Annotated in this window: 19 protein-coding genes; 14 read left to right on the top strand and 5 right to left on the bottom strand. The window is 70.3% G+C overall.

The features are described 5' to 3' along the window. Positions 1 to 85: 85 nt before the first annotated feature. Positions 86 to 1,432: an extracellular solute-binding protein gene (locus tag ACFO60_RS21225; RefSeq protein ID WP_380842619.1), complete on the bottom strand. Its 1,347-nt coding sequence runs from the start codon at positions 1,430 to 1,432 to the stop codon at positions 86 to 88. 609 nt (positions 1,433 to 2,041) lie between these two features. Between ACFO60_RS21225 and ACFO60_RS21220 the strand changes: the two genes are divergently transcribed. The 11 genes from ACFO60_RS21220 to ACFO60_RS21170 all read left to right on the top strand — a co-directional run bounded on the left by ACFO60_RS21220 (position 2,042) and on the right by ACFO60_RS21170 (position 16,877). Next, a complete protein-coding gene (locus ACFO60_RS21220; protein ID WP_380842616.1) occupies positions 2,042 to 3,622 on the top strand; it encodes an FAD-binding oxidoreductase in 1,581 nt (526 codons plus the stop codon). 148 nt (positions 3,623 to 3,770) lie between these two features. Next, positions 3,771 to 5,018: a cytochrome P450 family protein gene (locus tag ACFO60_RS21215; RefSeq protein WP_380842613.1), complete on the top strand. Its 1,248-nt coding sequence runs from the start codon at positions 3,771 to 3,773 to the stop codon at positions 5,016 to 5,018. Between the two features lie 167 nt (positions 5,019 to 5,185). Further along, on the top strand, positions 5,186 to 5,695 hold the full coding sequence (locus tag ACFO60_RS21210; RefSeq protein ID WP_380842610.1) for an SRPBCC family protein: 510 nt from the start codon (positions 5,186 to 5,188) through the stop codon (positions 5,693 to 5,695). A gap of 16 nt (positions 5,696 to 5,711) precedes the next feature. Continuing rightward, complete coding sequence (locus ACFO60_RS21205) at positions 5,712 to 6,257, top strand: dihydrofolate reductase family protein (RefSeq protein WP_380842607.1); 546 nt, start codon at positions 5,712 to 5,714, stop codon at positions 6,255 to 6,257. Between the two features lie 70 nt (positions 6,258 to 6,327). Next, entirely contained in the window at positions 6,328 to 7,209 is an 882-nt protein-coding gene (locus ACFO60_RS21200; protein ID WP_380842605.1) for an LLM class F420-dependent oxidoreductase, read from the top strand. Between the two features lie 50 nt (positions 7,210 to 7,259). Further along, the gene (asnB, locus tag ACFO60_RS21195) at positions 7,260 to 9,125 is read left to right on the top strand and encodes an asparagine synthase (glutamine-hydrolyzing) (protein ID WP_380842603.1); all 1,866 of its coding nucleotides are present in this window, start codon (positions 7,260 to 7,262) and stop codon (positions 9,123 to 9,125) included. A gap of 52 nt (positions 9,126 to 9,177) precedes the next feature. After that, on the top strand, positions 9,178 to 11,058 hold the full coding sequence (locus ACFO60_RS21190) for a non-ribosomal peptide synthetase (RefSeq protein WP_380842601.1): 1,881 nt from the start codon (positions 9,178 to 9,180) through the stop codon (positions 11,056 to 11,058). Position 11,059: 1 nt separating this feature from the next. Continuing rightward, positions 11,060 to 13,654 (top strand): condensation domain-containing protein, encoded by a 2,595-nt coding sequence (locus tag ACFO60_RS21185; protein ID WP_380842598.1) that lies wholly within the window; start codon positions 11,060 to 11,062, stop codon positions 13,652 to 13,654. Next, positions 13,651 to 14,433 carry an aspartate/glutamate racemase family protein gene (locus ACFO60_RS21180; RefSeq protein WP_380842596.1) on the top strand — a complete coding sequence of 261 codons (783 nt, stop codon included), beginning with the start codon at positions 13,651 to 13,653 and terminating at the stop codon, positions 14,431 to 14,433. Before ACFO60_RS21185 ends, ACFO60_RS21180 begins: the two co-directional genes overlap by 4 nt. Positions 14,434 to 14,584: 151 nt before the next feature. Next, a complete protein-coding gene (locus tag ACFO60_RS21175) occupies positions 14,585 to 15,355 on the top strand; it encodes a thioesterase II family protein (protein ID WP_380842594.1) in 771 nt (256 codons plus the stop codon). Positions 15,356 to 15,641: 286 nt separating this feature from the next. Continuing rightward, positions 15,642 to 16,877 (top strand): acyltransferase family protein, encoded by a 1,236-nt coding sequence (locus ACFO60_RS21170; protein ID WP_380842592.1) that lies wholly within the window; start codon positions 15,642 to 15,644, stop codon positions 16,875 to 16,877. Positions 16,878 to 16,980: 103 nt separating this feature from the next. Here the strand turns inward: ACFO60_RS21170 and ACFO60_RS21165 are convergent, their stop codons facing one another. The 3 genes from ACFO60_RS21165 to ACFO60_RS21155 form a co-directional block, all read right to left on the bottom strand. Continuing rightward, positions 16,981 to 18,714 (bottom strand): ArnT family glycosyltransferase, encoded by a 1,734-nt coding sequence (locus ACFO60_RS21165; protein WP_380842589.1) that lies wholly within the window; start codon positions 18,712 to 18,714, stop codon positions 16,981 to 16,983. A gap of 496 nt (positions 18,715 to 19,210) precedes the next feature. Then, positions 19,211 to 19,423, bottom strand: coding sequence for a DUF397 domain-containing protein (locus ACFO60_RS21160; RefSeq protein ID WP_380842586.1), 213 nt, complete (start codon positions 19,421 to 19,423; stop codon positions 19,211 to 19,213). Further along, on the bottom strand, positions 19,414 to 20,235 hold the full coding sequence (locus ACFO60_RS21155; RefSeq protein WP_380842584.1) for a helix-turn-helix domain-containing protein: 822 nt from the start codon (positions 20,233 to 20,235) through the stop codon (positions 19,414 to 19,416). Before ACFO60_RS21155 ends, ACFO60_RS21160 begins: the two co-directional genes overlap by 10 nt. 215 nt (positions 20,236 to 20,450) lie before the next feature. Between ACFO60_RS21155 and ACFO60_RS21150 the strand changes: the two genes are divergently transcribed. From ACFO60_RS21150 to ACFO60_RS21140, 3 genes are all read left to right on the top strand, one after another. Further along, a complete protein-coding gene (locus ACFO60_RS21150) occupies positions 20,451 to 20,987 on the top strand; it encodes an ATP-binding protein (RefSeq protein WP_380842582.1) in 537 nt (178 codons plus the stop codon). Positions 20,988 to 21,155: 168 nt separating this feature from the next. Further along, positions 21,156 to 21,467, top strand: a complete 312-nt coding sequence (locus ACFO60_RS21145; RefSeq protein WP_380842580.1) for a hypothetical protein — start codon at positions 21,156 to 21,158, stop codon at positions 21,465 to 21,467. Beyond that, entirely contained in the window at positions 21,464 to 21,901 is a 438-nt protein-coding gene (locus tag ACFO60_RS21140; protein ID WP_380842578.1) for a hypothetical protein, read from the top strand. The genes ACFO60_RS21145 and ACFO60_RS21140 overlap by 4 nt, the downstream gene beginning before the upstream one ends. Before the next feature lie 535 nt (positions 21,902 to 22,436). Here the strand turns inward: ACFO60_RS21140 and ACFO60_RS21135 are convergent. Continuing rightward, positions 22,437 to 23,096 (bottom strand): TetR/AcrR family transcriptional regulator, encoded by a 660-nt coding sequence (locus ACFO60_RS21135; protein ID WP_380842575.1) that lies wholly within the window; start codon positions 23,094 to 23,096, stop codon positions 22,437 to 22,439. Between the last annotated feature and the right edge of the window lie 23 nt (positions 23,097 to 23,119).

The raw sequence follows: 23,119 nt of genomic DNA, 5'->3' as shown, positions 1-23,119 counted from the left end.
GGACGGCCGGCGGTCCGTGCGGACCGCCGGCCGTCCGCCCCGGGAGGGCGGGAGGGGGAGAAGACCAGCCAGGGGAGAAGAGCCGTCAGCTGTCGATGAGCGTGCAGTGGGCGGGACGGGGGCCGTTCACCAGACAGAGCCTGCCGTAGTCGTCCAGCAGCTGCTCCGACTCCTTGGCCGCCTGGGTGAACCGCTCCACCGGGTCGACGCCGAGCGCCATGATGTCCTCAAGGGCGTACATCATGGCGTGCTGGATCTGCGCGAAGTGCCCCACGATCGGCGTCTCCGCGCCGGGCACTCCCGTCGTTGTGTTCAGCTGCTCGGTGGTCACCCGGTGGTAGGGGTGCTCGTCGTACCAGCCCTCACGTTCCAGCAGCGCGGCCGCCGCGTTGGTGACGGGCGCCGAGCCGTACACCTTGTGCCACTCGGCGGCGTTGCGCGGGTTGTTGAGGTACTGCATGAACGCGAGCGCGCCGTCGCTGGTCTCCTCGTCCAGCCCGTCGCGCAGCCAGATGCCGTCGCCGCCGATCCAGTTGCCGGCGAAGGGGTAGTCGGCGTTGTACGGCGTCGGGGTCACCGCGACCTCGAAGCCGTGCTCCTCGCCGGCCTTGACCATGTACGGCGCCTCGAAGGAGGAGCTGAACCGGAAGACGACCCGCTGCTCCCTGAACGCCTGCGCGCACCCGGCCCAGTCCTCCAGCTTGCCGCTGTGCAGGAAGTGGCCGTCCCGGTGCAGGCGCGACCACCACAGCACGAAGGCCATCATCTGCGGGGACAGCAGGTCGACGGACGTGGCCCGCCCTTCGCGGCCGTTGTTGCCGTCGGTCAGCAGGCCGCCCTGGTGGGCGAGCATCTGCTGGAAGAACTTGCCGTCGTTGGCCCAGCTGATCCGGTGCGGCGGGGCGTTCTCCATGCGGGCGATGGCCGCGCACGCCGCCTCGATCTCCTGGAAGGTGCGCGGCACCTCCTCGACGCCGGCGGCGCGCATCAGCGTGACGTTGGTGTACATGTGCATCGTCGACAGGGTCATCGGCATCGCCGCGAAGGTCCCGTCGATGGTGTAGAAGTTCCGGCCGGCGGTGACCATGTCGTCCAGCACGACGGGCTGGCCGAGGATCTCCGTGCGCCCGGCGATCGCCTTCTCGACCGAGGTGAACAGCGGCCTGCCGTCCTGGGTCAGGGTGTCGCGGGCGAGCTGGGTGGCGCCGCTGTAGTACGACGCGATCGTGGGTGGGCGGCCCTCCTGCGCCGCGGCGGCGACGTCCGCCGCCAGGTTCTGGAAGTAGGAGCTGCCCACGTTGATCTGGTAGCGCGGGTACGCCTGCTCGAACTCGCGGGCCCGCTGTTTGATCGGCTCGAGAAAGTTCGGAAACGTGTATCCGGAGAACCAGGCGTCGATGACGATTTTCCCGGAGCGGTCCGCCTCACTCACGTGCTCGTCCTTTCGTCGAATTCACGGCGGGTGAGCCCGCGCAGCCTGAAGCGGCCCGGTCGCCTTCTCTTGCGGTGACAGGGCTCTGCGAGAGGTGGGGACATCCATTTCTTCAAACGCGGGGCATCGGTGTCCAAATGCCCATGGTGCGGTCCCCCCCAGCCTCCCGCACCTCCCCCCTTGCGCTTTCAGCTCGGCCGCCGTCTCAAAAGGCGCCCGACCTCGCCGAGCGAAGCGAGGCCAAGCCGACCGCTCGGGGCGCGGCGGTGTCGTGAGGAGGAGGGAGGGTGAGGAACGAGCCCGTACGACGACGAAGGGCGCCGCCTCAAAGGCGCCCCGACCTCGCCGAGCGAAGCGAGGCCAAGCCGACCGCTCGGGGCGCGGCGGTGTCCTGAGGAGGAGGGAGGGTGAGGAACGAGCCCGTACGACGACGAACGGCGCCGCCTCAAAGGCGCCCCGAGCCCGCCGAGCGAAGCGAGGCAAAGGAATACAGCACATCGAAAGATGCAGGCGGATTCTCCTGGATAGCAGGCTTGTGGGAGCCGAGCCGACCATGACTCGGCCGGGCGGCGGCGTCGACGCGGCCCGGCCGCCACTGGAGGAACGAATATGACCGACCTGCAGAGTCACGGCCATCCCAACGGGGCCGTCACCGCCGTTCCTTCCACGGCCGGGGGGCAGCACCTGTCCGTTCTCGGGTCCTCCACCATCACGCGGGACGACCCGCGCTACGACAGCATGCTCCGCGGCACCAACCACCGGTTCGTCGGCAGCCCGGATTACGTGCGCGTGGTGACCACGACCGAGCAGGTCGTCGAAGCGGTCGACGAGGCGGTCGCCGCGGGCAAGCGCATCGCCGTGCGCAGCGGCGGGCACGGCTTGGAGAACTTCGTCGCCAACGCCGAGGTCAAGGTCCTGCTGGACATCTCGGAGATGACGGCCGTCTACTACGACAGCGGGCGCCGCGCTTTCGCGATCGAGTCCGGCGCGACCCTCGGCCACGTCTTCCGCGTCCTGTTCAAGGGGTGGGGCGTCACGGTCCCGGCCGGCATGTGCCCCGAGGTCGGCGTCGGCGGGCACTTCGCCGGGGGCGGCTTCGGCCCGCTGTCGCGCAGCCTCGGCGCGGTCGTCGACTACCTGTACGCGGTCGAGGTCGTGGTGGTCGGCGAGGACGGCCGGGCGCGGGCCATCGTCGCCACCCGCGAGCCCGGCGACCCGAACCGCGACCTGTGGTGGGCGCACACCGGCGGCGGCGGAGGCAACTTCGGCGTGGTGACCCGCTACTGGATGCGCAGCCCGGACGCCGACTCCGCGGACCCGGCCGAGCTGCTGCCCAAGGCGCCGGCGGCGACTCGCAGCGGCCTGGCCATCTGGTCGTGGGAGGGCATGACCGAGGAGGCTTTCACCACGCTGCTGCGCAACTTCGGCACCTGGTGCGAGAACAACAGCGCCCCGGGCACGCCGCAGGCGAGGCTCTTCCCGTATTTCCACGGCCAGCACAACTCGGTCCAGCCGGGCCTGATGGTGGGCGCGCTCATCGACGACGGCGCGCCGGACGCCGAGGCCCTGATGACCGCCTTCCTCGACGAGGTGGCGGCCGGGGTCGGCGTGGCGCCGATGATGAGGTTCCAGGAGGTCCAGCCCTGGCTGTACGCGGCCTCCTACCCCGGCTACGGCGACCCGGGGAACCCGGGCGTGCGCCGGTTCAAGATCAAGGCCGCGTATCTGCGCAAGGGCTACAGCGACGCGCAGATCGCCGCGGTCCACAAGCACTTCACCGGCGAGGTGTACAACCCGACGCAGGTGCTGCTCGTCGGGTACGGCGGCCAGGTGAACACCGTCGCGCCCGGCGCCACGGCCACCGCCCAGCGCGACTCCATCCTCAAGGCCGCCTACCTCGGCGCCTGGGCGAGCGAGGGCGACGACGAGCAGAACGTGGGCCTGATCAGGGACCTGTTCCGCGACGTCTACGCCCACAGCGGCGGCGTCCCCGGACCGGACGAGCTGAGCGACGGCGCCTACATCAACTACCCCGACGCCGACCTGGCCGACCCGGAGCTGAACACCTCGGGCGTGCCCTGGCACACCTTGTACTACAAGGACAACTACCCCCGTCTCCAGCAGGTCAAGAAGCGCTACGACCCGCGGAACGTGTTCCGCCACGCGCTGTCCATCAGGCTCCCCGACTAGCCCTCCCTCCTGGGCCGGGCCCGCGGTCTTTCGCAAAGAGAGGCGACGGGCCGGCCGGCCGTCCCCGGCGGCCGGTTCGCCCGCCCGTCCCGCTCGCGGGTGCTCGCGCACCCTGATCAGCTCTACCGACAAGATCTTGGAGTCATTCATGGAGAGTCGCTGCCCCGTCGCCCTGGACATCACCGGCAAGGACATCCACGCCGAGGCCGAGCACCTGCGCTCGCTCGGCCCCGCGACCTTGATCGAGCTGCCCGGCGGCGTCACCGCGTGGGCGATCACCGACTATGAGGTGCTGCGCCGGGTGCTGACCGACACCCGCGTCACCAAGAGCGCCCGCGCCCACTGGCCGGCGTTCACCAACGGCGAGATCCGGCCCGACTGGGAGCTGATCAGCTGGGTGGCGATGGACAACATCTCGACCTCCTGGGGCAGCGACCACAAGCGGCTGCGCCGCCTGGTCGGCAAGGCGTTCACCCCTCGCCGCATCGAGGCCGTCCGGCCGCTCATCGTGCAGCTGACCAACGAGCTCCTCGACGGCCTGGCCACCGCCGGGCCGGACGAGGTCGTCGACCTGCGCCAGCAGTTCGCCTACCCGCTGCCCGCCCGCCTGGTCGCCGACATCATCGGCATGGACGAGACGGCGCTCGCCAAGACCGCGCCCGTCATCAACATGATGGTCGACACCACCGTCAGCCCCGAGGTGGCGCACGGGATCCTCATGGGCTGGCGCGACGCCATGTCGGAGTTCATCGCCTCAAAGCGCGCCAACCCGGCCGAGGACATCACCAGCGACCTGATCGCCGCCCGCGACGACGAGGACGGCGGCAAGCTGTCCGAGGGCGAGCTCACCGACACCATCTTCGCCATCCTCGGCGCCGGCTCCGAGACCACGATCAACTTCCTCAGCAACGCGGTCACCAACCTGCTCACCCACCCCGACCAGCTCGAACTGGTGAAGTCCGGGGAGAAGTCGTGGGACGACGTGATGGAGGAGGTGCTGCGCGCCGAGGCGCCGCTGGCCAGCCTGCCGCTGCGCTTCGCCGCCGACGACGTCGACCTGGACGGCGTGCTGATCCGCAAGGGCGACCCGATCCTCGTCAACTACCTCGCCGCCGGCCGCGACCCCAAACTGCACGGCGAGAGCGCCTGCGAGTTCGACATCACCCGCGCCGACAAGGAGCACATCTCCTTCGGCTACGGCCCGCACTACTGCCTCGGCGCCGGCATCGCCCGCCTGGTCGGCGCCATCGGCCTGTCCACGCTGTTCGAGCGCTTCCCCGACATCAGCCTCGCCGTCCCGGCCGAGGACCTGCAGCGGCTGCCCACGTTCATCATGAACGGCCACCGCAGCCTGCCGGTCCGCCTGAACGCCCGGGTGCCGGCCGAGGCGCACTGACCGCACGCCGCCGCCGACCGGCCGCGCGGCGCGACGCCGGGCGGCCGTACGCGGCGCGAGGCCCGACCAGCGTACGCCGCGCGAGGCCCGGCCGGCGAACGCCGCAAGAGCCGACCACCGAAAGCGGCGCACGACCGCCGACCGTATAGCGACAGGAAGGAAAGCCCGTGACCGAGACCACGACCCACTCCGCGCCGACGCTGCAGGAGGTGTCGATCACCCGCGTCTTCGACGCCCCGCGCGAGCTGGTGTTCGACGCGTGGACGGTGGCCGAGCACTTCACCCACTGGTGGGGCCCTGAGGGCACCATCGCGCCGCTTTCCGACATCGAGATCGACGCGCGGCCGGGCGGCCACTGGAAGGCCACCATCGTCATGGAGGCCACCGAGGAGACCGAGCGCGCCGAGCAGCCGTTCTTCGGGGTGTACCGCGACCTGGTGCGCCCGGAGAAGCTCTCCTTCACCCTGGGCGACCCGCTCGACCCGGAGTTCCTGGAGCGCAGCGCGCAGGGGGAGGGTGAGGAGCTGGTCACCGTGACCTTCACCGAGCGCGACGGCGGCACCGAGATGAGGTTCCTCCAGGTCGGCTACCTGCCGGCCGAGACGGTGCCCCTGGCCGTCGAGGGCTGGGGGAGCTTCTTCAACTGCCTGGCCGCCTACCTGTCCACCAAGGCCTGACCGGGCGGAGGACGCCGTGCGCGAAGTGATCCTGTCGATGTTCGTGAGCGTCGACGGCTACGTGGAGAACTCGACCGGTCAGCAGGACTGGAACATCGACGTCTTCGACGACGAGATGGAGCGCCACGTCGGCGAGCAGCTCGACGCGGCCGACACCCTGCTGCTGGGCCGCAGGACCTACGAGCTCTTCGCGCAGGCGTGGCCCGCCGAGGTCGGCGCGGTCGCGGACAAGATGAACGGCATCGCCAAGGTCGTCTTCTCGCGGACCCTCCAAGGCGCCGCGTGGCACAACACGCGGGTCGCCTCGGGCGACGTCGCCGAGGAGATCGCCGAGCTCAAGCGGCTCCCCGGCAAGGACATCCTGATCTACGGCAGCGCCGCGCTCGCGCGCGACCTCATGCGGCTCGGCCTGATCGACGAGTACCTGCTGTGGGTCCATCCCGTCGTCCTCGGCGACGGCAGGCAGCTGTTCGAGGACTTCAAGGACCGCGTCGACCTGAAGCTGGCCGGCACCCGGGTCTTCGACACCGGGGTCTGCATCCTGCGGTACCGGCCGGCGTGAGCCACCCCGGGTCGCCGGCCGGCCCGCACCACCCGTGAGAACCGTTGTCACAGAACCTATGGAGGCCGGCGTGAAGGTTGGCTTGGAAATCGGGGACTTCGCCTGGAAGGGCGGCCCGGCCCGGATCGCGGACACGCTGGTCGAGATCGCGCAGTCCGCCGACGACGCCGGGTTCTCCCTCATCGGCGTGGGCGACCACGTGTGGCAGGGCCCGCACGCGGGCGGCCCCGAGGCGCCCATGCTCGAGTGCTTCACGACGCTCACCCTGCTGGCCGCCCACACTCGGCACTGCCGGCTCGCCCCGATCGTGGCCGGGGTGCACTTCCGGCACCCGGGCGTCCTGGCCAAGACGGTGACGTCCCTGGACGTGCTGTCCGGCGGGCGGGCGATGCTCGGCCTCGGCGTCGGCTGGTACGAGGACGAGGCGCTCGGCCTCGGCATCCCCTACCCCTCCCTCGCGGAGCGCTTCGAGATGCTGGAGGAGACCATCCAGATCTGCCACCTCATGTGGGACGGCGAGCGCGGCGACGAGCGGCCGTACGAGGGCGCGCACTACCGGCTGGCCCGGCCGCTGAACCTGCCGCAGAGCATCACCCGGCCGCACCCGCCGATCCTCATCGGCGGCGGCGGCGAGAAGAAGACGCTGCGCCTGGTCGCCAAGTACGCCGACGCCTGCAACCTCTATCCCGGTCCCGACCTGCCGCACAAGCTCGACGTGCTGCGCGGGCACTGCGAGGCGGAGGGACGCGACTACGACGCCATCGAGAAGACGGTGATCTTCCCGTTCGACGTCGGCGACGACGGCGCGAAGGCCGGTGACCTGGCCGAGACCCTCCGCGGGCTCGCCGGGCTCGGCGTGGACACCGCCATCGGCATCATCGGCGGCCCCGAGCCGGTCCGCCAGGTGGAGATCATCGGCAAGAAGGTCGTCCCGGCCGTCGCCGACGCCTGACCGGTCCCTGTCGTATCTGTAGCTGCCTACGTGGAAGGAGCGCCCGAGACATGTGCGGAATCGCGGGGTCGATGGCCCTCCGGAACGGCCGCGCCATCGACGAGCCGGCGCTTGCGCGGATGACCGAGACGCTCGCGCACCGGGGACCCGACGCGGGCGGGAGCTTCTTCGACCAGGGCGTCGCCCTGGGCTTCCGCCGTCTGAGCATCATCGACCTGCACGGCGGCGACCAGCCGATGTTCAGCGAGGACGGCCAGGTCGCGATGGTGTGCAACGGCGAGATCTTCAACCACCGCGCGCTGCGCGCGGAGTTGATCGCCAAGGGGCACCGCTTCCGCACCGACTGCGACGTCGAGGTCCTGGTCCACCTGTACGAGGAGGAGGGCACCGACCTGCTGCGCCGGCTCAACGGCCAGTTCGCCTTCGCCATCCACGACCGGCGCAGGAAGCGGCTCTTCCTCGCCAGGGACCACGTCGGCATCCTCCCGCTGCACTACGCGCGCACCGCCGACCACTTCGTCTTCGGGTCGGAGGCCAAGACCGTCCTTGCGCATCCCGGCGTGCCGCGCGAGGCCGACCTCACCGGCCTGGACCAGGTGCTCACCTTCCCCGGCCTGGTCAGCCCCCGGACGATGTTCCGCGGCGTCAGCAGCGTGCGCGCCGGCCACTACCTGCTGGTCGAGGACGGCGACGTCCGCGAGACGCGCTACTGGGACCTGGACTTCCCGCTCGCCGGCGAGGCCGCCCCGGCCGCCAGGCCGGACGAGTACTACACCGAGACGCTGCGCGACCTGCTGACCGAGTCGGTGCGCCGCCGCCTGCAGGCCGACGTCCCCGTCGGGTTCTACCTCAGCGGCGGCCTGGACTCCTCGCTGATCGCGGCGCTGGTCGGCCGGACCACCCCGCCCTCGCACTCGTTCTCCATCACCTTCCCCGACGCGGCCATCGACGAGTCGTCCTACCAGCGGCTCATGGCGGGCAAGGTGGCCTCGCGCCACCACGAGGCCGAGTTCCACGCCGCCGACATCACCGACGAGCTCCAGCGCATGGTGTGGCACGCCGAATGCCCGGTGAAGGAGACCTACAACACCTGCTCGCTGGCGCTGTCGGCGCTGGCCCGGCGCAACGGCATCAAGGTGATCCTGACCGGCGAGGGCTCCGACGAGCTGTTCGGCGGGTACGTCGGCTACCGGTTCGACCGGTTCGGGCGCGGCGGCGGGGCGGGCAACGGCCTGGACGAGGCGCTGGAGGACGACGTCCGCCGGCAGCTGTGGGGCGACCCCGGCCTGTTCTACGAGCGCTCCTACCACGCCTGGCGCGAGTCCAAGATGGACATCTTCGCAGAGGGCGTGCGCGAGCGGTTCGAGGAGTTCGACTGCCTGCGCCACCCGCTGGTCGACAAGGACATGCTCGCCGGCCGCGACCGCCTGAGCCAGCGCTCCTACCTGGACTTCAAGCTGCGGCTGTCGGACCACCTGCTCTCCGACCACGGCGACCGGATGTCGCTGGCCAACTCGGTCGAGGCCAGGTACCCGTTCCTGGACATCGACGTCATCGAGTTCGCCACCACCGTGCCCGCGCACCTGAAGGTCAACGAGGCGGGCGAGAAGTACGTCGTCAAGCAGGTAGCCCAGGGGCTCGTGCCACCGGAGATCATCTCCCGGGAGAAGTTCGGCTTCCGGGCGCCGGGCAGTCCTCACCTGCTGAGGCGCAACGTCGAGTGGATCAACGACATGCTCTCCCACGAGCGCGTCAAGCGGCAGGGTTTCTTCGACCCCGCGGTCGTGGACCATCTCAAGGCCCGCTATCTGCGGGAGGGATTCGACGTCCATCCCCACCTGGGGGACGACCTGCTGCTGGTCGTCCTGACGTTCGGCATCCTCCTGGACACCTACGGGCTGGCCGACCACGCATGAACCCCGGGGGGCGGATCGGACGAGCGTCCCTGGCAGAGAGGAAGGAAGCAGGATGGCCTTCGAAGCGATCCAGTCGCTCGTTGGGCGCGCGATCGAGCGGTTCCCCGAGCGGGTGGCCGTCGAGTGCCCGCAAGGGCGGCTGACGTACGCGGAGCTCTCCGCCCGGGCGGACGACCTGGCAGGCGCGCTGCGTGCGGCGGGAGCGGGCCCGGGGGCGCTCATCCCCGTCCTCGCCGAGGACCGCAGGGAGATCATCGCCGCGCTGCTCGGGATCCTCCGCATGGGAGGCGTCTTCGTCCCCCTGGACACCGCCGCCCCGCACGTGCGCCTCACCCAGATGATCGAGGACACCGCGCCCGCGTGGGCCGTCGTCGGGACGGGCGCGGACGCGCTCGCCGACGCGGTGCTGGGCGCCGCGGCGCCCGCCGCCGTGCGGGTCGCCGCGGGGGAGACCGGCGTCGTTCACGCGGCGGGGACGCCGCACGAGCCCGGCCCCGACGACCCCGCCTACGTCTTCTTCACCTCCGGCTCCACCGGGCGCCCCAAGGGCATCGTCGGCCGGCTGTCCGGCATCGACCACTTCATCCGCTGGGAGACCGAGCTGCTGGACGTCGGGCCCGGCTGGCGGGTGAGCCACCTGACCTCGCCCGCGTTCGACGCCATGCTGCGCGACGTGTTCGTCCCGCTCACCACCGGCGGCACCGTCTGCGTCCCGCCGCAGGACACCGTGCCCGACCCCTCCGCGCTGACCCGCTGGATCGACGAGCAGCGCATCGACCTGGTCCACTGCGTGCCCTCGCTGCTGCGCGGCGTCATCCGCGAGGCCGCCACCGGCGAGCACGAGCTGGCGTCCCTGCGCTGCGTCGCGATGTCGGGGGAGAAGCTGCCGCCGACCGACGCCGCGCGGCTGTTCGGCCGCTTCGGCGGCCGGATCAAGCTGCTCAACCTGTACGGGCCGACCGAGACGACCATGACGAAGACCTACCACTTCGTCACCCCGTCCGACGCCGAGCGCCCCTCCATCCCGATCGGGCGGCCGATGCCGGGCGCCGAGGTGCTGCTGCTGAACGGCATGGGCGAGCCGGCCGCGCCGGGCAGCGTCGGCGAGATCTACCTGCGCACCGCGTACCGCTCGCTCGGCTACCACGACCAGCCCGAGGCCACCGCCAAGGCGTTCGTGCCCAACCCGCTCACCGGCGACCCCGGCGACATCGTCTACCGCACCGGCGACTACGCCCGGCTGCTGCCCGAGGGCGTCTACGAGTTCCTCGGGCGGAAGGACCACCAGGTCAAGATCGGCGGCGTCCGGGTCGAGCTCGGCGGCGTCGAGAGCGTGCTGCGCGAGCACCCCGCCGTCGCCGACGCCGCCGTGGTGGCCGCCGAGGAGGAGGGCGGCGTGCCCTACCTGTGTGCGTTCGTCGAGCTGTCCGGCGCCGCCGAGCCGCAGGAACTGCGCGACCACGTGCGCGGCCGGCTGCCCGACAGCGCCGTCCCCGCCGTGCTGGTGCCGCTCGCCGAGCTGCCGCGCACGATCAGCGGCAAGATCGACCGCAAGGCGCTGCCCACTCCGGTGCTCCGGCGCGAGATGCCCGGCGAGGACCACGTCCCGCCGCGCACCCCGACCGAGCTGGCCGTCGCGCGGGTGTGGCAGAGCATCCTCCCCGTCGACGACCTGGACGTGCGCGAGAGCGTCTTCGAGGTCGGCGGAAGCTCGCTGGTCGTCTTCGAACTGCTGTCGAGGCTCGGCGCCGAGTTCGGCGTCGAGGTGCCGCTGCAGGAGTTCCTCGCCTCGCCGAACATCGAGTCCCTGGCCTCGCTCATCGAGAACGCCATCTTGGGCCGCGACGCGCCGCTCGACGACTTCTTCGTCTCACTGACCGACATCGGCGCGCAGGGCACCGCACAGGTGCTCGCGAGCGAGAGCGGGAGCTGACATGGCCGGATCGATCCGATGGACGGCGCCGCACCTGACGCCGTCGATCCAGCAGACGTCTTCGGAGTCCTCGGAGGAGTTCTCCGACCAGGACGCGGAGCCGGGCCGGGCCGCGCCCGAGCTCGGCCCCGAGCAGGCGCGGCTGCTGGAGCAGGAGGTCGAGGCCGCGATCATGCGGCAGGACGGCGTCGCCGACTGCGCGGTGGTCTTCCAGGGCGCCGACATGGGCGCCGCCTCCCGCGACTGCGTGCGGTGCGGCATCACCGACCGCTACCCGGGCATCGCGTTCGACGAGGCCGGCGTGTGCAGCCTGTGCGCCATGTACGCCGAGAACAAGGAGCGCATCCACGCCTTCTTCAGCGAGCCGCAGGACATGGTGCGCCACATCCAGGCGCGCTCGCAGGCGAGCGACTCGGAGTACGACTGCCTGCTGCTGTTCAGCGGCGGCAAGGACAGCACCTACGTCCTGCACCAGCTCGTCGACCTCGGCCTGCGCGTCATGACGTTCACCTTCGACAACGGCTTCATCTCCAAGACGGCGCTGAACAACGTCGAGGAGATCACCGCCGAGCTCGGCATCGAGCACCTCACCATGACCCGCGCCGACCAGAACAAGATCTTCCTGCAGAGCCTGGAGCAGCACAAGAGCGTGTGCAACGGCTGCTTCCGCTCGCTGCTCGACCTCAGCACCGAACTCGCCCACGAGCGCGGCATCCCCACCATCGTCACCGGGCTCTCGCGCGGGCAGATCATCGACGAGCGGCTGTCGTGGTTCTACCAGCAGGGCGTGTTCGACCCCGCCGAGATCGAGCCGAAGCTGGCGATCGGCCGCCGGATCTACCACCAGACCGGCAGCGCCATCGCCACGGCGGCCGTCGACTCGGTCGAGGTCGTCGACTACTTCCGCTACTCCGACGTCACCAAGACCGGCATCCGCGAATTCCTCCAGCGGCGCTCGTCCTTCTGGTCCCAGCCGCAGGACACCGGGTTCTGCAGCTCCAACTGCATGATCAACGACGTGGGCGTGTACGTCCACAACCAGGAGCGCGGCTACCACAACTACGAGGCCCCCACCCGGTGGGAGGTGCGCGTCGGCCACCTGGAGGTCGCCGAGGCCGACGAGGAGCTGCGCGCCCCGGTCAACACCGCCCGGGTCAAGCGGATGCTCGCGAAGATCGGATACGCCGACCCCGCCGACCGCGACCGGCTGGGCAGCAGGCTCGTCGCCTACTACGTCCCGCGCGGCCCGATCGACGGCGAGGAACTGCGCGCCGCGGTGGCGCGCGCCGTCCCCGACATCCTGGTGCCCGAACAGTGGGTGGCCCTGGATGAGATCCCGCGCGCGGCGGGGGCCGTCGTGCGCGAGGCGCTCGCCCCGCCGCGGCCGACCCGGTTCGGCACCGACATCGGCGAGGAGCCCGAGCCTCCCAAGCCCGTCGTCGCCGGCGACCTGACCGTCACGCTGACCCCGCTCCAGCGCGCCTACCTCGACCGCCACCCCGTCGACGCCGAGCGGCGGGCGCGCGCCCTGCTGCTGGAACTGCCCGGCCGCCCCGACCCCGCCCGCGTCCGCAAGGTCGTGCTGCAACTGCTGCTGCAGCACGACGCGCTGCGCACGCGCCTGGTCGACCACGACGGCGAACGGCGCCAGCGCGACGGCGGCGTCGGCGCGGGGCTGCCCGTCGTCGGCCTCGACCTGTCCGCGATGGAGGAGGCCGCCGAGCCGGGACTGCTGCGGGCCGCCGTCGACCGGATGCGCGCCCGCCTGAGCCTCGCCGACGGGCCCGTGCTGCAGATCGCCCTCATCGACCGCGGCGCCCGCCCCACCTGGCTGCTGCTGGTCGTCCACGAGCTGGTCGCCGACACCCCGTCGTGGCGGCTGATCCTGGACGACCTGTGCACCGCCTGGGCGCAGGCGGAGGCAGGGGCGTCCATCGAGCTGCCCCCGGCCGCGTCGTTCCTGGCCGGCGCGGCGACGATGCCCGAACGGCCGCCCGCCTCGGTGCCCGCCGGGTGGACCGCGAGCGCCGGCGACTGCATCCTGCCCGGATGCTCCGCCGACGCCGCCAACACCCCCACCCGCACCCGCGTCGTGAGCGCCGACGTCGACGGCGCCGCCGGCCCCGCGCCGGGCAAGGTGCTGTCGGCCATCGCCACCGTGCTGAGCGAGTGGCTCGGCGGCGAGTTCCTGACCATCGACGTGCAGGACCACACCGACGGGGGCGACCGCGACCTCGGCGTGCGCCAGGTCGGCCCGCGTACGGCGGTCACCAAGGCGATCGTCTCCATGGACGGGCCCTGCGGCATCGCGCCCGACGCCAGCCCCGCCGCCCGCATCAGGTACGACCACTTCGGCGACCTGTCCGGCCTGCTCCCCGCCGGGGCGCCCATGGCGATCGCCGCGCGCGAGGAGGTCGACTACACCGTCCTGCCGAGCACCCGCCCGTACGTGCTGTCGGTCCACGGAGTCGTCCAGGACGGGCGCCTGCGCCTGGACTGGTGGTGCGGCCCCAAACTGAACGACCTGCTGCGCGAGGCCGACATCCCCCGGCGCGTGGCCGAGCTTCTCACCCGCGCCGGCATCGAGGTCACATGAGAACCGGCGGACGGGACGGCCAAGGCCACATAGGGACCGAAGCGCCGCGCCCGCCCCAGCCGCTGCCCCCGCTGCGGCCGACCCTCGGCATCCTCGGCGGGATGGGCCCCTCCGCGACCGCCGAGTTCCTGCGCCTGCTGGCCGCCCGGGTCCCCGGGACGACCGACCAGGAGCATCCGAGGATCCTGATGCTGTCCGACCCCTCCATCCCCGACCGGACGGCGGCGGTGCTCGCCGGCAGCGACGCGCCGCTGCCACCCATCCGCGACGGGCTGTTCAGGCTGGCGGAATGGGGCGCCGACCTGCTGGCGGTGCCCTGCAACACCGCGCACGTGTACGTCGACCGGCTCGCCCCGCTGCTGCCCGCGCCGGTCGTGCACATCGTCGACGCGACGCTGGAGGAGGCCGGGCGCCGCAGCCCCCGGGGCGGCTGGCTGGCCGCCACCACCGGGACGGTCGCCAGCGGCCTGTACCAGGAGCGCGCCGAGGCGCTCGGCTACCGCCTGCTGCTGCCCGGCAGCGGCACCCAGGAGGCCATCCACCACACCGCCACACTGGTCAAGGCCGGACGGTCCCACCAGGCGGGAGCGCTGCTGGGCACGGTGGTGCGCGGCCTGTGGCACCGCGAGCACATCCCGGTGCTGGCCGCCTGCACCGAGCTGCCCCTGGCCTACACGGCGGCCTTCCTGCCGCCCGACATGATGATCTCCAGCCTGGACGCGCTCGCCACGGCCTGCGTGCGCCGCCTGTACCAGCCGGTGGGCGCGGCGCCGCGATGAGCGATCCGACGCGAAGGACCGCCGGTGAGCGCCGGCACGCGATGGGAGGGGCGCCGGTGAGCGCCCGCGTCCGATGGGAGGGCCCGATGAGCGCCGGCATCCGATGGGAGGGCCCGGTGAGCGCCGGCACCCGATGCGGGGAGGAGCGCCGATGAGCGTCCGAGGGCAGGCGCGGCGCGCCGAGACCGGGACGTGGACCGCGGAACTGCGGGCCGCGCGGGGCGAGCCCGAAGGCCGCGTCGTCGTCTTCCCGCACGCCGGCGGCGGCCCCAACGCCCTGATGCCCCTGCTCGGCACGCTTCCCGACACCTACGACGTGCTCGGCGTCACGCTGCCCGGCAGGGAACGCCGCTTCAACGAGGGCTACGACGCCACGCCGGAGGACCCGCGCGCCGTGGTGGAAGGCGTCCTGGCGGAGCTCACCGGCCTGCCGTCCTGCCCCACCGTGTACTTCGGGCACAGCATGGGCGTCGCGATCGCGGTCGCGGTGGCACTGGCAGAACCGGCCGCGTGCGCCAGGCTCGTGCTGAGCGCGCACCCGCCGGCCGGGGTGAAGTACGAGCGGGAGGCCGCGTGGAACGACGCCGTCCTGCTCGACCTCGTCAAGCTGGGCGGCGGCACCCCGCCGGAGATCCTGGACAACCCCTTCTGGCGCGGGTACGTCCTCGGCCTGCTCCGCTCCGACCTGACCCTCGCCGCCCGCCTGGTGCGGCAGAACCACGGCGGCCGGCTCACCATGCCGCTCACCGTGATCGGCGGCGACCGTGACGAGCTCGTCCATGTGCGCGAGCTGGTGGCCTGGCAGGAACGGGCCGACGCTGGGGCGCGCATGCGGGTGTTCCCCGGCGGCCACTTCTACCTCCTCGACGAGCCCAACCGCCAGGGCGTGGCCGCCGAGATCACCGGCGCGTCTCTGACCTGACGCACCGGCCTCCGCATCACCGAGATCACCGAACCCGCCGAGATCACCGAACCCGCCGAGCCGCCGCCGGTCTCTCGCGGTGGAATCACACGCGGGAAAAGACGGGCGGAATCGCGATGCGGGGGAAATTGCGCAATTGGTGAGATGCGGCGGGGCACCCCCGGAACGAAGCTGGTGGCGTCGACCAATTCGTAAGGAGCACTCTATGGTCGTGTCAGAGAAAGCGGGGAACCCCGCTGGAGCGGCCCCCAGCGCGGTACGCCGTTATTTCCCGCATCTTGAGGGAATGCGAGGGCTCGCGGCCCTGGGGGTGCTCGTTCTCCACGTCGCTTTCAGCGCGGGCCAGATGCGGTGGAACGAGGCCCCGGGCCTGGAGGAGACCGGGAACGGCGTCTTCAGCGTCCTGCTCAACCAGCTTCAGGTGAGCCTGCCGATTTTCTTCACATTGTCGGGCATGCTGCTTTACCGCCCGTTCGCTCTGGCCACCATCGCCGGCACCCCGACACCCCGTGTGAAGCCCTATCTGTGGCGCCGCGCGCTGCGGTGCCTTCCGGCCTATTGGGTGCTGATCGCGGTCGTCCTCGTGACGCTCAACCGGGACAACATCCATGGGATCTGGGATGTCGTGCGGCCGGTGCTGCTGCTGCAGATCTACCAGGAGAACGCCTGGGTCCTCGGCGGCGAGCAGACCTGGAGCCTCGCGACCGAGATCGCGTTCTACTTCGCGCTGCCGGTCATCGCCTGGATCCTGCACAAGATCGCCCGCGGGGCCGCCAGTCCCGCCGCCCGCGTGCGCCGCATCCTCATCTCACTGTCCCTGATGATCCCGATCAGCATCGCCTGGACCGCCTGGACGCACATGCCGTCCTTCGGCGCCTGGCCGATCGAGGGCAACTGGCCGATCGGCTGGATCGACTTCATCGCCACCGGCATGATGCTCGCCACGCTGTCGGCGGCCGCGCAGGTGTCGAGGGACCACGTGCCCGCCGCCTACCGCGCCGCCGAGAAGTGGCCGCTCGCCTGCTGGGGCGGCGCGCTGCTGGCCTACCTGCTGGCCTGCGTCTCGCCGTTCGGCGACCCGGCCAGCGCCAACTACCCCGGCGTCGGGCAGGGCGTCGTCGAGCACGTCATGTACCTGGCCTTCGGGTTCCTCGCCGTGACCCCGCTGACCGTGCCACACCTGCGGTCGCGGTTCATCGAGTCGGTGGTGACCAACAAGGTGATGCTCTTCCTCGGACGCATCTCCTACGGCATCTACCTGTGGCACATCGCGATCATCTACTTCTGGCACGGCAACCTGTTCCGCGCCGGGAACTTCGGGGTGCTGCTGCTGGTCACCCTGATCGGCAGCGTGGCCTGTGCCACGGTGAGCTTCTACCTCATCGAGAAGCCGGCCATGAGGCTCCGCGAGCGTCTCGGCAAGGCCCCCAAGGAGCCGAGCGTCGTCACCTTCCTGCCCGAGCAGACGACGCCGACCACCGCCCCGGAGGAGCAGGTCCCCGCCACCGCCCCCGTCCACTGAGGCCCACCCGGCCCACTCGACGTCCCCAAGCGGCTCCCGGCCGCGCGCCGGACCACGGCCGCCCGGGAGCCGCCGCCGTCCCACCCGAGACCCGATCGCCGAGTCACGATCTCGACCAGACCTGGTAGGAGCCGTCCCCGAAGGTCGTGCTGAACGGCAGCTCCGCGTAGAGGCGGTACTTGCCGCTACTCGGCAGGGCCTTCGCGATGGCGGGATCGAACTTCGAGACCCCGGGCTTCTGCAGCACCACGAAGTCGTAGCGGCCGTCATCGATGGCCGCCGTGTAGGCGCTCGCGCCGGTGCGCTTGACGCCCTTGGCGTCGGTGTAGGTGAGGTGGTAGGTGCCCGTCCACTGCTTCCAGCCGGTGACGTCCTTGAAGTAGTAGGTGGGCACCTGCGCGATGTCCGCGAGGTACCGGCCCTGGTCGTTCACATGGGGACGGAGCAGGTCGACGAGCCGCGTCGAGTCCGGCCAGGTCGCGTAGCGCCACTGAGACTGTGTGAAGCCCGAGGAGAAGGCGATCACGACGATCGTCAGGCCGATCGCGGCACGGGTGATCATCAGGCCGGTCGCGGCGCGGATGATCGGCAGGCCGGTCGTGGTGCGGCGCAAAGGGCCGACGATCCTGGACAGACCCAGTCCGGCCAGCGGCGCGAAGAACAAGAGGCCGAACCCGACGTGCTTGTGGAGGGACACCGAGGTCGACAGATGAATCTGGTAGGCCGGGGCCAGCAGAGCCGTTCCGCAGAGCAGCAGGCCCAGCGTCGCTCGCCAGACCCTGCCCGGCTCTTCGCCGGTGGTCTTGCGGGCCGCGGAGGCGACCTCGCCCATCCGGCCGCGCCACACGTAGGACAGTGCCCCCACGCAGGCCAGGGCCAGGGCCGGCCCTATCCATTCGATCGACACGTCGATCAGCGCGCTCGTGGCGCTGGTGCCGTGAGCGCGGGAGGTGGTGGTGGACTGGATGCCCGCCAGCAGGGAACTGCCGTACAGCACGGCGCCGCCGATGGCTCCCAGGGCGACCGACAGCAGCACCCCCCGCCAGAGCGCGCGCGCACCCCGATGGGGCCAGGCGACGAGGACGGCCAGCCCGACGACCGTGGGGAGGAACAGTCCGGCGGCGTACTTGGTGCAGAAGGCGAGGACCAGGATCGGCGCGGCGAACAGGACCGCGAACGGACCGGCCCGGTCGGTGCGGACCACGAGCCACGCGGCGAGGGCCAGCAGGAACAGGGCCGCGGAGTCGAAGGTCGCGAACCAGCCCAGCACGATCGTCGACTGGGCGGCCGCGAAGACGACGGCCGCGAACACGCCCACGCGTTCGTCGAACAGGCGGCGGGTCAGCGAATAGAGAAGGCCGGTGCAGCCGAGCATGAAGAGCAGGCTCAGGGCGCGTGCCCCGGTCAGGCCGCCCAGCGCGTCCATCGCTCCGGCGAGCAGGGGATACAGCACGGGTGAGCCGGAGAAGGTGTCGCTGTAGGAGGGGTTGACGGCAGCCCCGGTGAAGATGTGCGCCCACTCCATCCGGCCGGCGTAGATATAGAGCGCCTCGTCCATGAAGGCCGTGTTGTGCAGTCGCGTCGACAGCAGTGCCTGCACGACCATGACCAGCGTGAGGATGGCTCGGCCCGTCCAGGCCCGTCGGCGACCGTCCCGGTCGGACCACTCGGCCTCGGGCACCCCCTGGGCCGGTGTCTCGCCGAGCGGCGCCCCCCTGCCCTCCGGCCCGCGCGGGGCCTCCTGGACCGACGAGCGGCCCGCCGCGCGTCCGTCCCCGGACCGCCGCGGGGAAGCGCGTTCGGAGCCGAAGGCCGGGGGTGTGGTCTCAGGCTCCATCGCAGGTGCCTAGCTCGCTCAACGGTGCTCCATGGTGAATCCGGCAAGAGGGTTCGTGACCGCGGAAGGAAGGCCGCGAGAGACCGCGCCGCCGCTGTCGATCTTCCAGTCGGTCCGTCACGCCCGCCCTGGAGGCAGCTGCTGGATCACAGCGCTCACCAGGGGCTTCCCCCTTGATCAGGAGTCACACCGACAACAAAACCGTACACTCCCATCAACCGTCGCCCCAAAAGCCCGCATCGTACGCCGAAGAACAAGATCACGACTGATCGGCGGTCCGATCAGTCGTTCTGGCCGTCTTCGTCATGGGGTGGGGACGTCCCGGCCCCCTCTGCCCGACGTGGCTGCTTCCCACTTCGTCATTGAGTGGAGACGTCCCTGTCCCCTCTGCCCGACGTGGCCGCTTCCCATCGGCACCGGGTCGGCGAGACGCTTGTGCGGCGGAGCCGGTGCCGCTGTACGGCGGGCAAGCCGGTGGATCTACGTGGAGACCGTGCTAGAAGTCGAACTCGCCCTTCTTGGCGCCGTCCATGAACGCGTCCCAGACGCTCGCGCTCACCACGAACGGCTCCTTCTCCGGAGCCTCGGTGTCCCGAAGCCCCACCCGCCCACCCGACAGCGGAGCCACCTCCAGGCAGTTCCCCTGGTTGGACGCGCTCTTGGCCGCCTTGCGCCAATCGGCTGTCTTCAGCTCATCACTCAAGTCCATGATTTCTGCGCCTCTCTGATCAACTCGATCGAGACATGCTGGGGGTGTGCATCAGCCCGGATTTTGTCGTATCTGGCACGGATCATCTCGACATCTTCTAGCCGATTCGTCACGCGCCCGTGAGTCGCGGATTCGATATACACCGTATCCGCACCTCCGCGAAGTTGCGCGATGATAAACGCGCCGGAAGTGCCAGTGGTCGCTCCCAGAGCCAAGGGGACGATCTGGATGCTCACCCTCGGCGACTCCGCGACCTCCAGAAGCCGCGCAAGCTGACGACGCATGATCTTCTCGCCCCCGATCGGCCGGCGCAGGACGCCTTCGTCCAGCACCACCCAGAGCATCGGGCGCGCAGAGAGCGTGAGGATGTTCTGCCGTTCGAGACGTGCCTGCACGGCCGTTTCCGCTTGCTCCTCGGTGAGTCCAGGCTCGCCGCTGATGACGACCCGCGCGTAGTCCTCTACTTGCAGCAGGCCGGGAACGACCAGCGGCTCCCAGCTGTGCAGAGTGTGCGCTTCGCGCTCCACGTCCAGCCAGTTGCGGAACCATCTGGGGCTGGCGCCGCGTGTCAGGTGGGCCCATAGGCGGACCAGTTCGCCGTCCGCCTGCACGGCGTCGTCGTAGCGCTGCATGAAGTTCTGACTCGGATTGCGTACGCCGCGTTCGACGAAGCCGACCAGGCTCTGGCTGAACTGGATGATGCCGGCCAGGCGCTGCTGGGTCATATCCGATCTTATTCGGTGCTTTCGCATTTCGGCGCCGAGGTGAACCAGTGGCCTGACCGCCGGATCGGGGTCGGGGGGTACGGACATGGCGGCTCCGTCGGGACGAGAATTCGCTACACGGCAAGCACAAGGAGCACACCCTTATTACATGGTGTCCCGCAATGTCTCCTGCCTTTCGACGCACAACGTAGCCGGTCGAAGGCACGCTGTGAAGTGGTTCGAGAAACCGTGGAAGCAGCCGACGAGGCCTTCTCGCCCGTTTTGGTGAGCGCTCTATATAGGGCCGTCAAAACTAGCCCACTATGTCCGACTATGAGGGGAGAACAATGGCCGTCGAGCGACCGGGAAAGCGAGATCCTGATGACCCATTCCGGCCAGCGCGGCCGATCCCGGCGAACCCCCACACGCCATTCCGGGCCGCGCCCACGGCGCAGGCGCCGGACGGCCCGCGTACGGTCTGGTGGGACCTCCCCGACGACCCGGCCATGATCGGCAAGACCCGCGCCATGGTGAAAGAAGTCCTCGACGCCTGGGCCCTGCGGCCTCTCACCGACGATGTGGTTCTCGTGGTCACGGAGCTGTTGGCCAACGCCATGACGTACGGCCGGCCGCCGGTCCGGCTCACGATCGACGCCGAGGACGACGAACTGCGCGTCCAGGTCACCGACCGGGGATCCGAGCGCCCTCGCCGCCTGCGCCTGGACGTCGAGGCGATCCACGGCAGAGGCCTGACCATCGTCGAGCACCTCGCCGACGCCTACGGGATCACCCCGCTCACGGACGCCCCCGGAAAGACGGTCTGGGCCACCTGGCGCCTGAACGCCCCGCGCCTCCCCTGAAAGCGCCGTCGCGCGAAGGCTCAGCGGGTTGATGGAGAACTTCATCCTTCCGGATCTTGACGGCTGGTCAGGACAGGTGCTGATCCGTTCTACGTCAGTACGCGGGTCGCGACCACCCTGGTCCGTATGACGGCAACACCGTAAGATGTATGACATGAAAGGTTGTTGATGAGCAAGCCGCTCCCACTCATCGAACTGCCGTTGGACTGGGATGACTGGAACATCGACCACGCACAACGGCATGGCATCTCGAGAGAGGAGATCGAGCAGGTCGTCCGCAACATGCCCGATGTTCGTCAGTCGCACAGGGATGGGGAGCCGATCCTTGATCATTATCTCCTCGTCGGTGTCACTGACGCGGGGCGACGCGTCACGGTGGTCGTCCTGTATCCGGTCACGAAGAAGCGTGACTGGGGCGTTCACGAACTGGAGATCGCGAGACCGGTGGCGGCATACGACACACCTAAAAGGGGGTCATGATGACTGACGGCGAGCCAAGCGCGCGGGACATCGCAGCGATGGATGAAGCGGAGCGTGCACAGTGGTTCTATGACAATCGTGAGCAGGTGGCCGAGGAATCCACGCCTGCCGTTCTTGGCCGTGTCGTCTCGGTGCGGGTCAGCCCGGATGACCTGGGCTCGCTGATGACGGCGGCATCAGCAGCAGGAATGAAACTGAGCGCATGGTTGCGCAAGGTCGGGCTAGAGGCTGCCGCGATGAATTCATCAACCCCGCCTGCGGCGGTCCTGTCGGAAGAAGAGACGCGACAGCTCCAAGACTCGGTTCTCAACATCGTGGGGCTTTTGGAGCGTAGTGGTATCAGATTCGATCTAGAAGGAAACGGGCGCGGTCAATCGTTGGTCTTGAAGGCGCTGCATCGTGCGCGGAAGAAGAAGATCAGAACTGGGAAGTAGTCCGAGCAGTCGTTCTCGCTGGTACGGCGGGGAACGTGCGCTCCGAAGCGGAACTCGTGCTGATCAATGGGCAGGTCTCCATCGGGGAAACGGTGCACGCCCTCGCTCGGTAAGACGCGCCCGGAACCGTCCGACGTGAAGTGACTCTCGTCCACGCCCCGACCCAGGCGCGCCCGAGTTCCGGGTCGTCCGGTTCGGGAGCCGTCTCCGTCCTTGGGCGAGGGCTTCCCTGCTCCCTCTGACCGATGTGGCTGCTTCCCATCGGCACACACAGGGCCGGCGAGATGCTGTGCGGCGAAGTCGGTGCCGCTGTACGGCGGGCAAGCCGGTGGATCTTCGTGAGCCCCTGCTGGAAAAGTCGAACTCGCCCTTCTTGGTGCCGTCCATGAACGCGTCCCAGAGGCTCGCGCTCACCGCGAACGGCTCGTCACAGCGATGCGCGAAGACACTGCTGGGACGCCCCCGGAAAGACGGTCTGGGCCACCTGGCGCCTGAACGCTCCGCGCCTGCCCTGAAAGCGCCGTCGCGAGAAGGCTCAGTGGGGGACGGCTGGTGGCCGGATCTCCCGCGAACCGGCCTCCGTGGCGTCGCGGGTTCCGGTCTGGAGCAGCGCGAATGCCCGGTCGGCGTCCGCGACGGCCTCGGGATAGACCTCGTCGGCGGTTCGCCCGGCCGCGAGTTTCCGCCAGGTGGTCCGGGCGAGCACCCGTTGGACCGCGATCACTTGTGCCGCCTGGAGCCGGGCCGTGATGTCACCGCCGAGGGCGGCGGCCAGCGCCTCCTCGTTGTCGAGCGCGTACTGGGTGACCCGTCCGGCCAGGCTCGGCGTGCTGAAGACCAGGCGGTGGAACGTCAGCACCTCGGGATGGTCGTTGAGACCCGTGACGGGGTCGCGGCGGTCGAGGCCGGCCCGGAAGTGCCGGTGCAGCGCGGTCAGCGGCGAGATCGCGGGCTCACGGTCGCGCACCACCCGCGCGGCCTCACCGTGGTGATCGGCGATCCGGTGCAGGACCAGGTCCTCTTTGGCGGCGAAGTATCTGAAGAGGGTCGGCTTGGAGACCTCGGCGGCCGCGGCGATGTCGGCGACCGACACCTGGTCGAAGCCGTGGGCGAGGAACAGCGAGATCGCCGCGTCGGCGATGGCGTCGCGGGTGCGGGCCTTCTTGCGGGCCCGCAGCCCGACCGGCTCAACCATGCGATCAGAGTATCTTATGTAAC

The sequence above is a fragment of the Sphaerisporangium dianthi genome, from assembly GCF_042654065.1.
In the GTDB taxonomy this organism is placed as follows: domain Bacteria; phylum Actinomycetota; class Actinomycetes; order Streptosporangiales; family Streptosporangiaceae; genus Sphaerisporangium; species Sphaerisporangium dianthi.
Note: the sequence above shows the minus strand (reverse complement) of the source record. Positions and strands in the feature narration are given on the sequence as shown.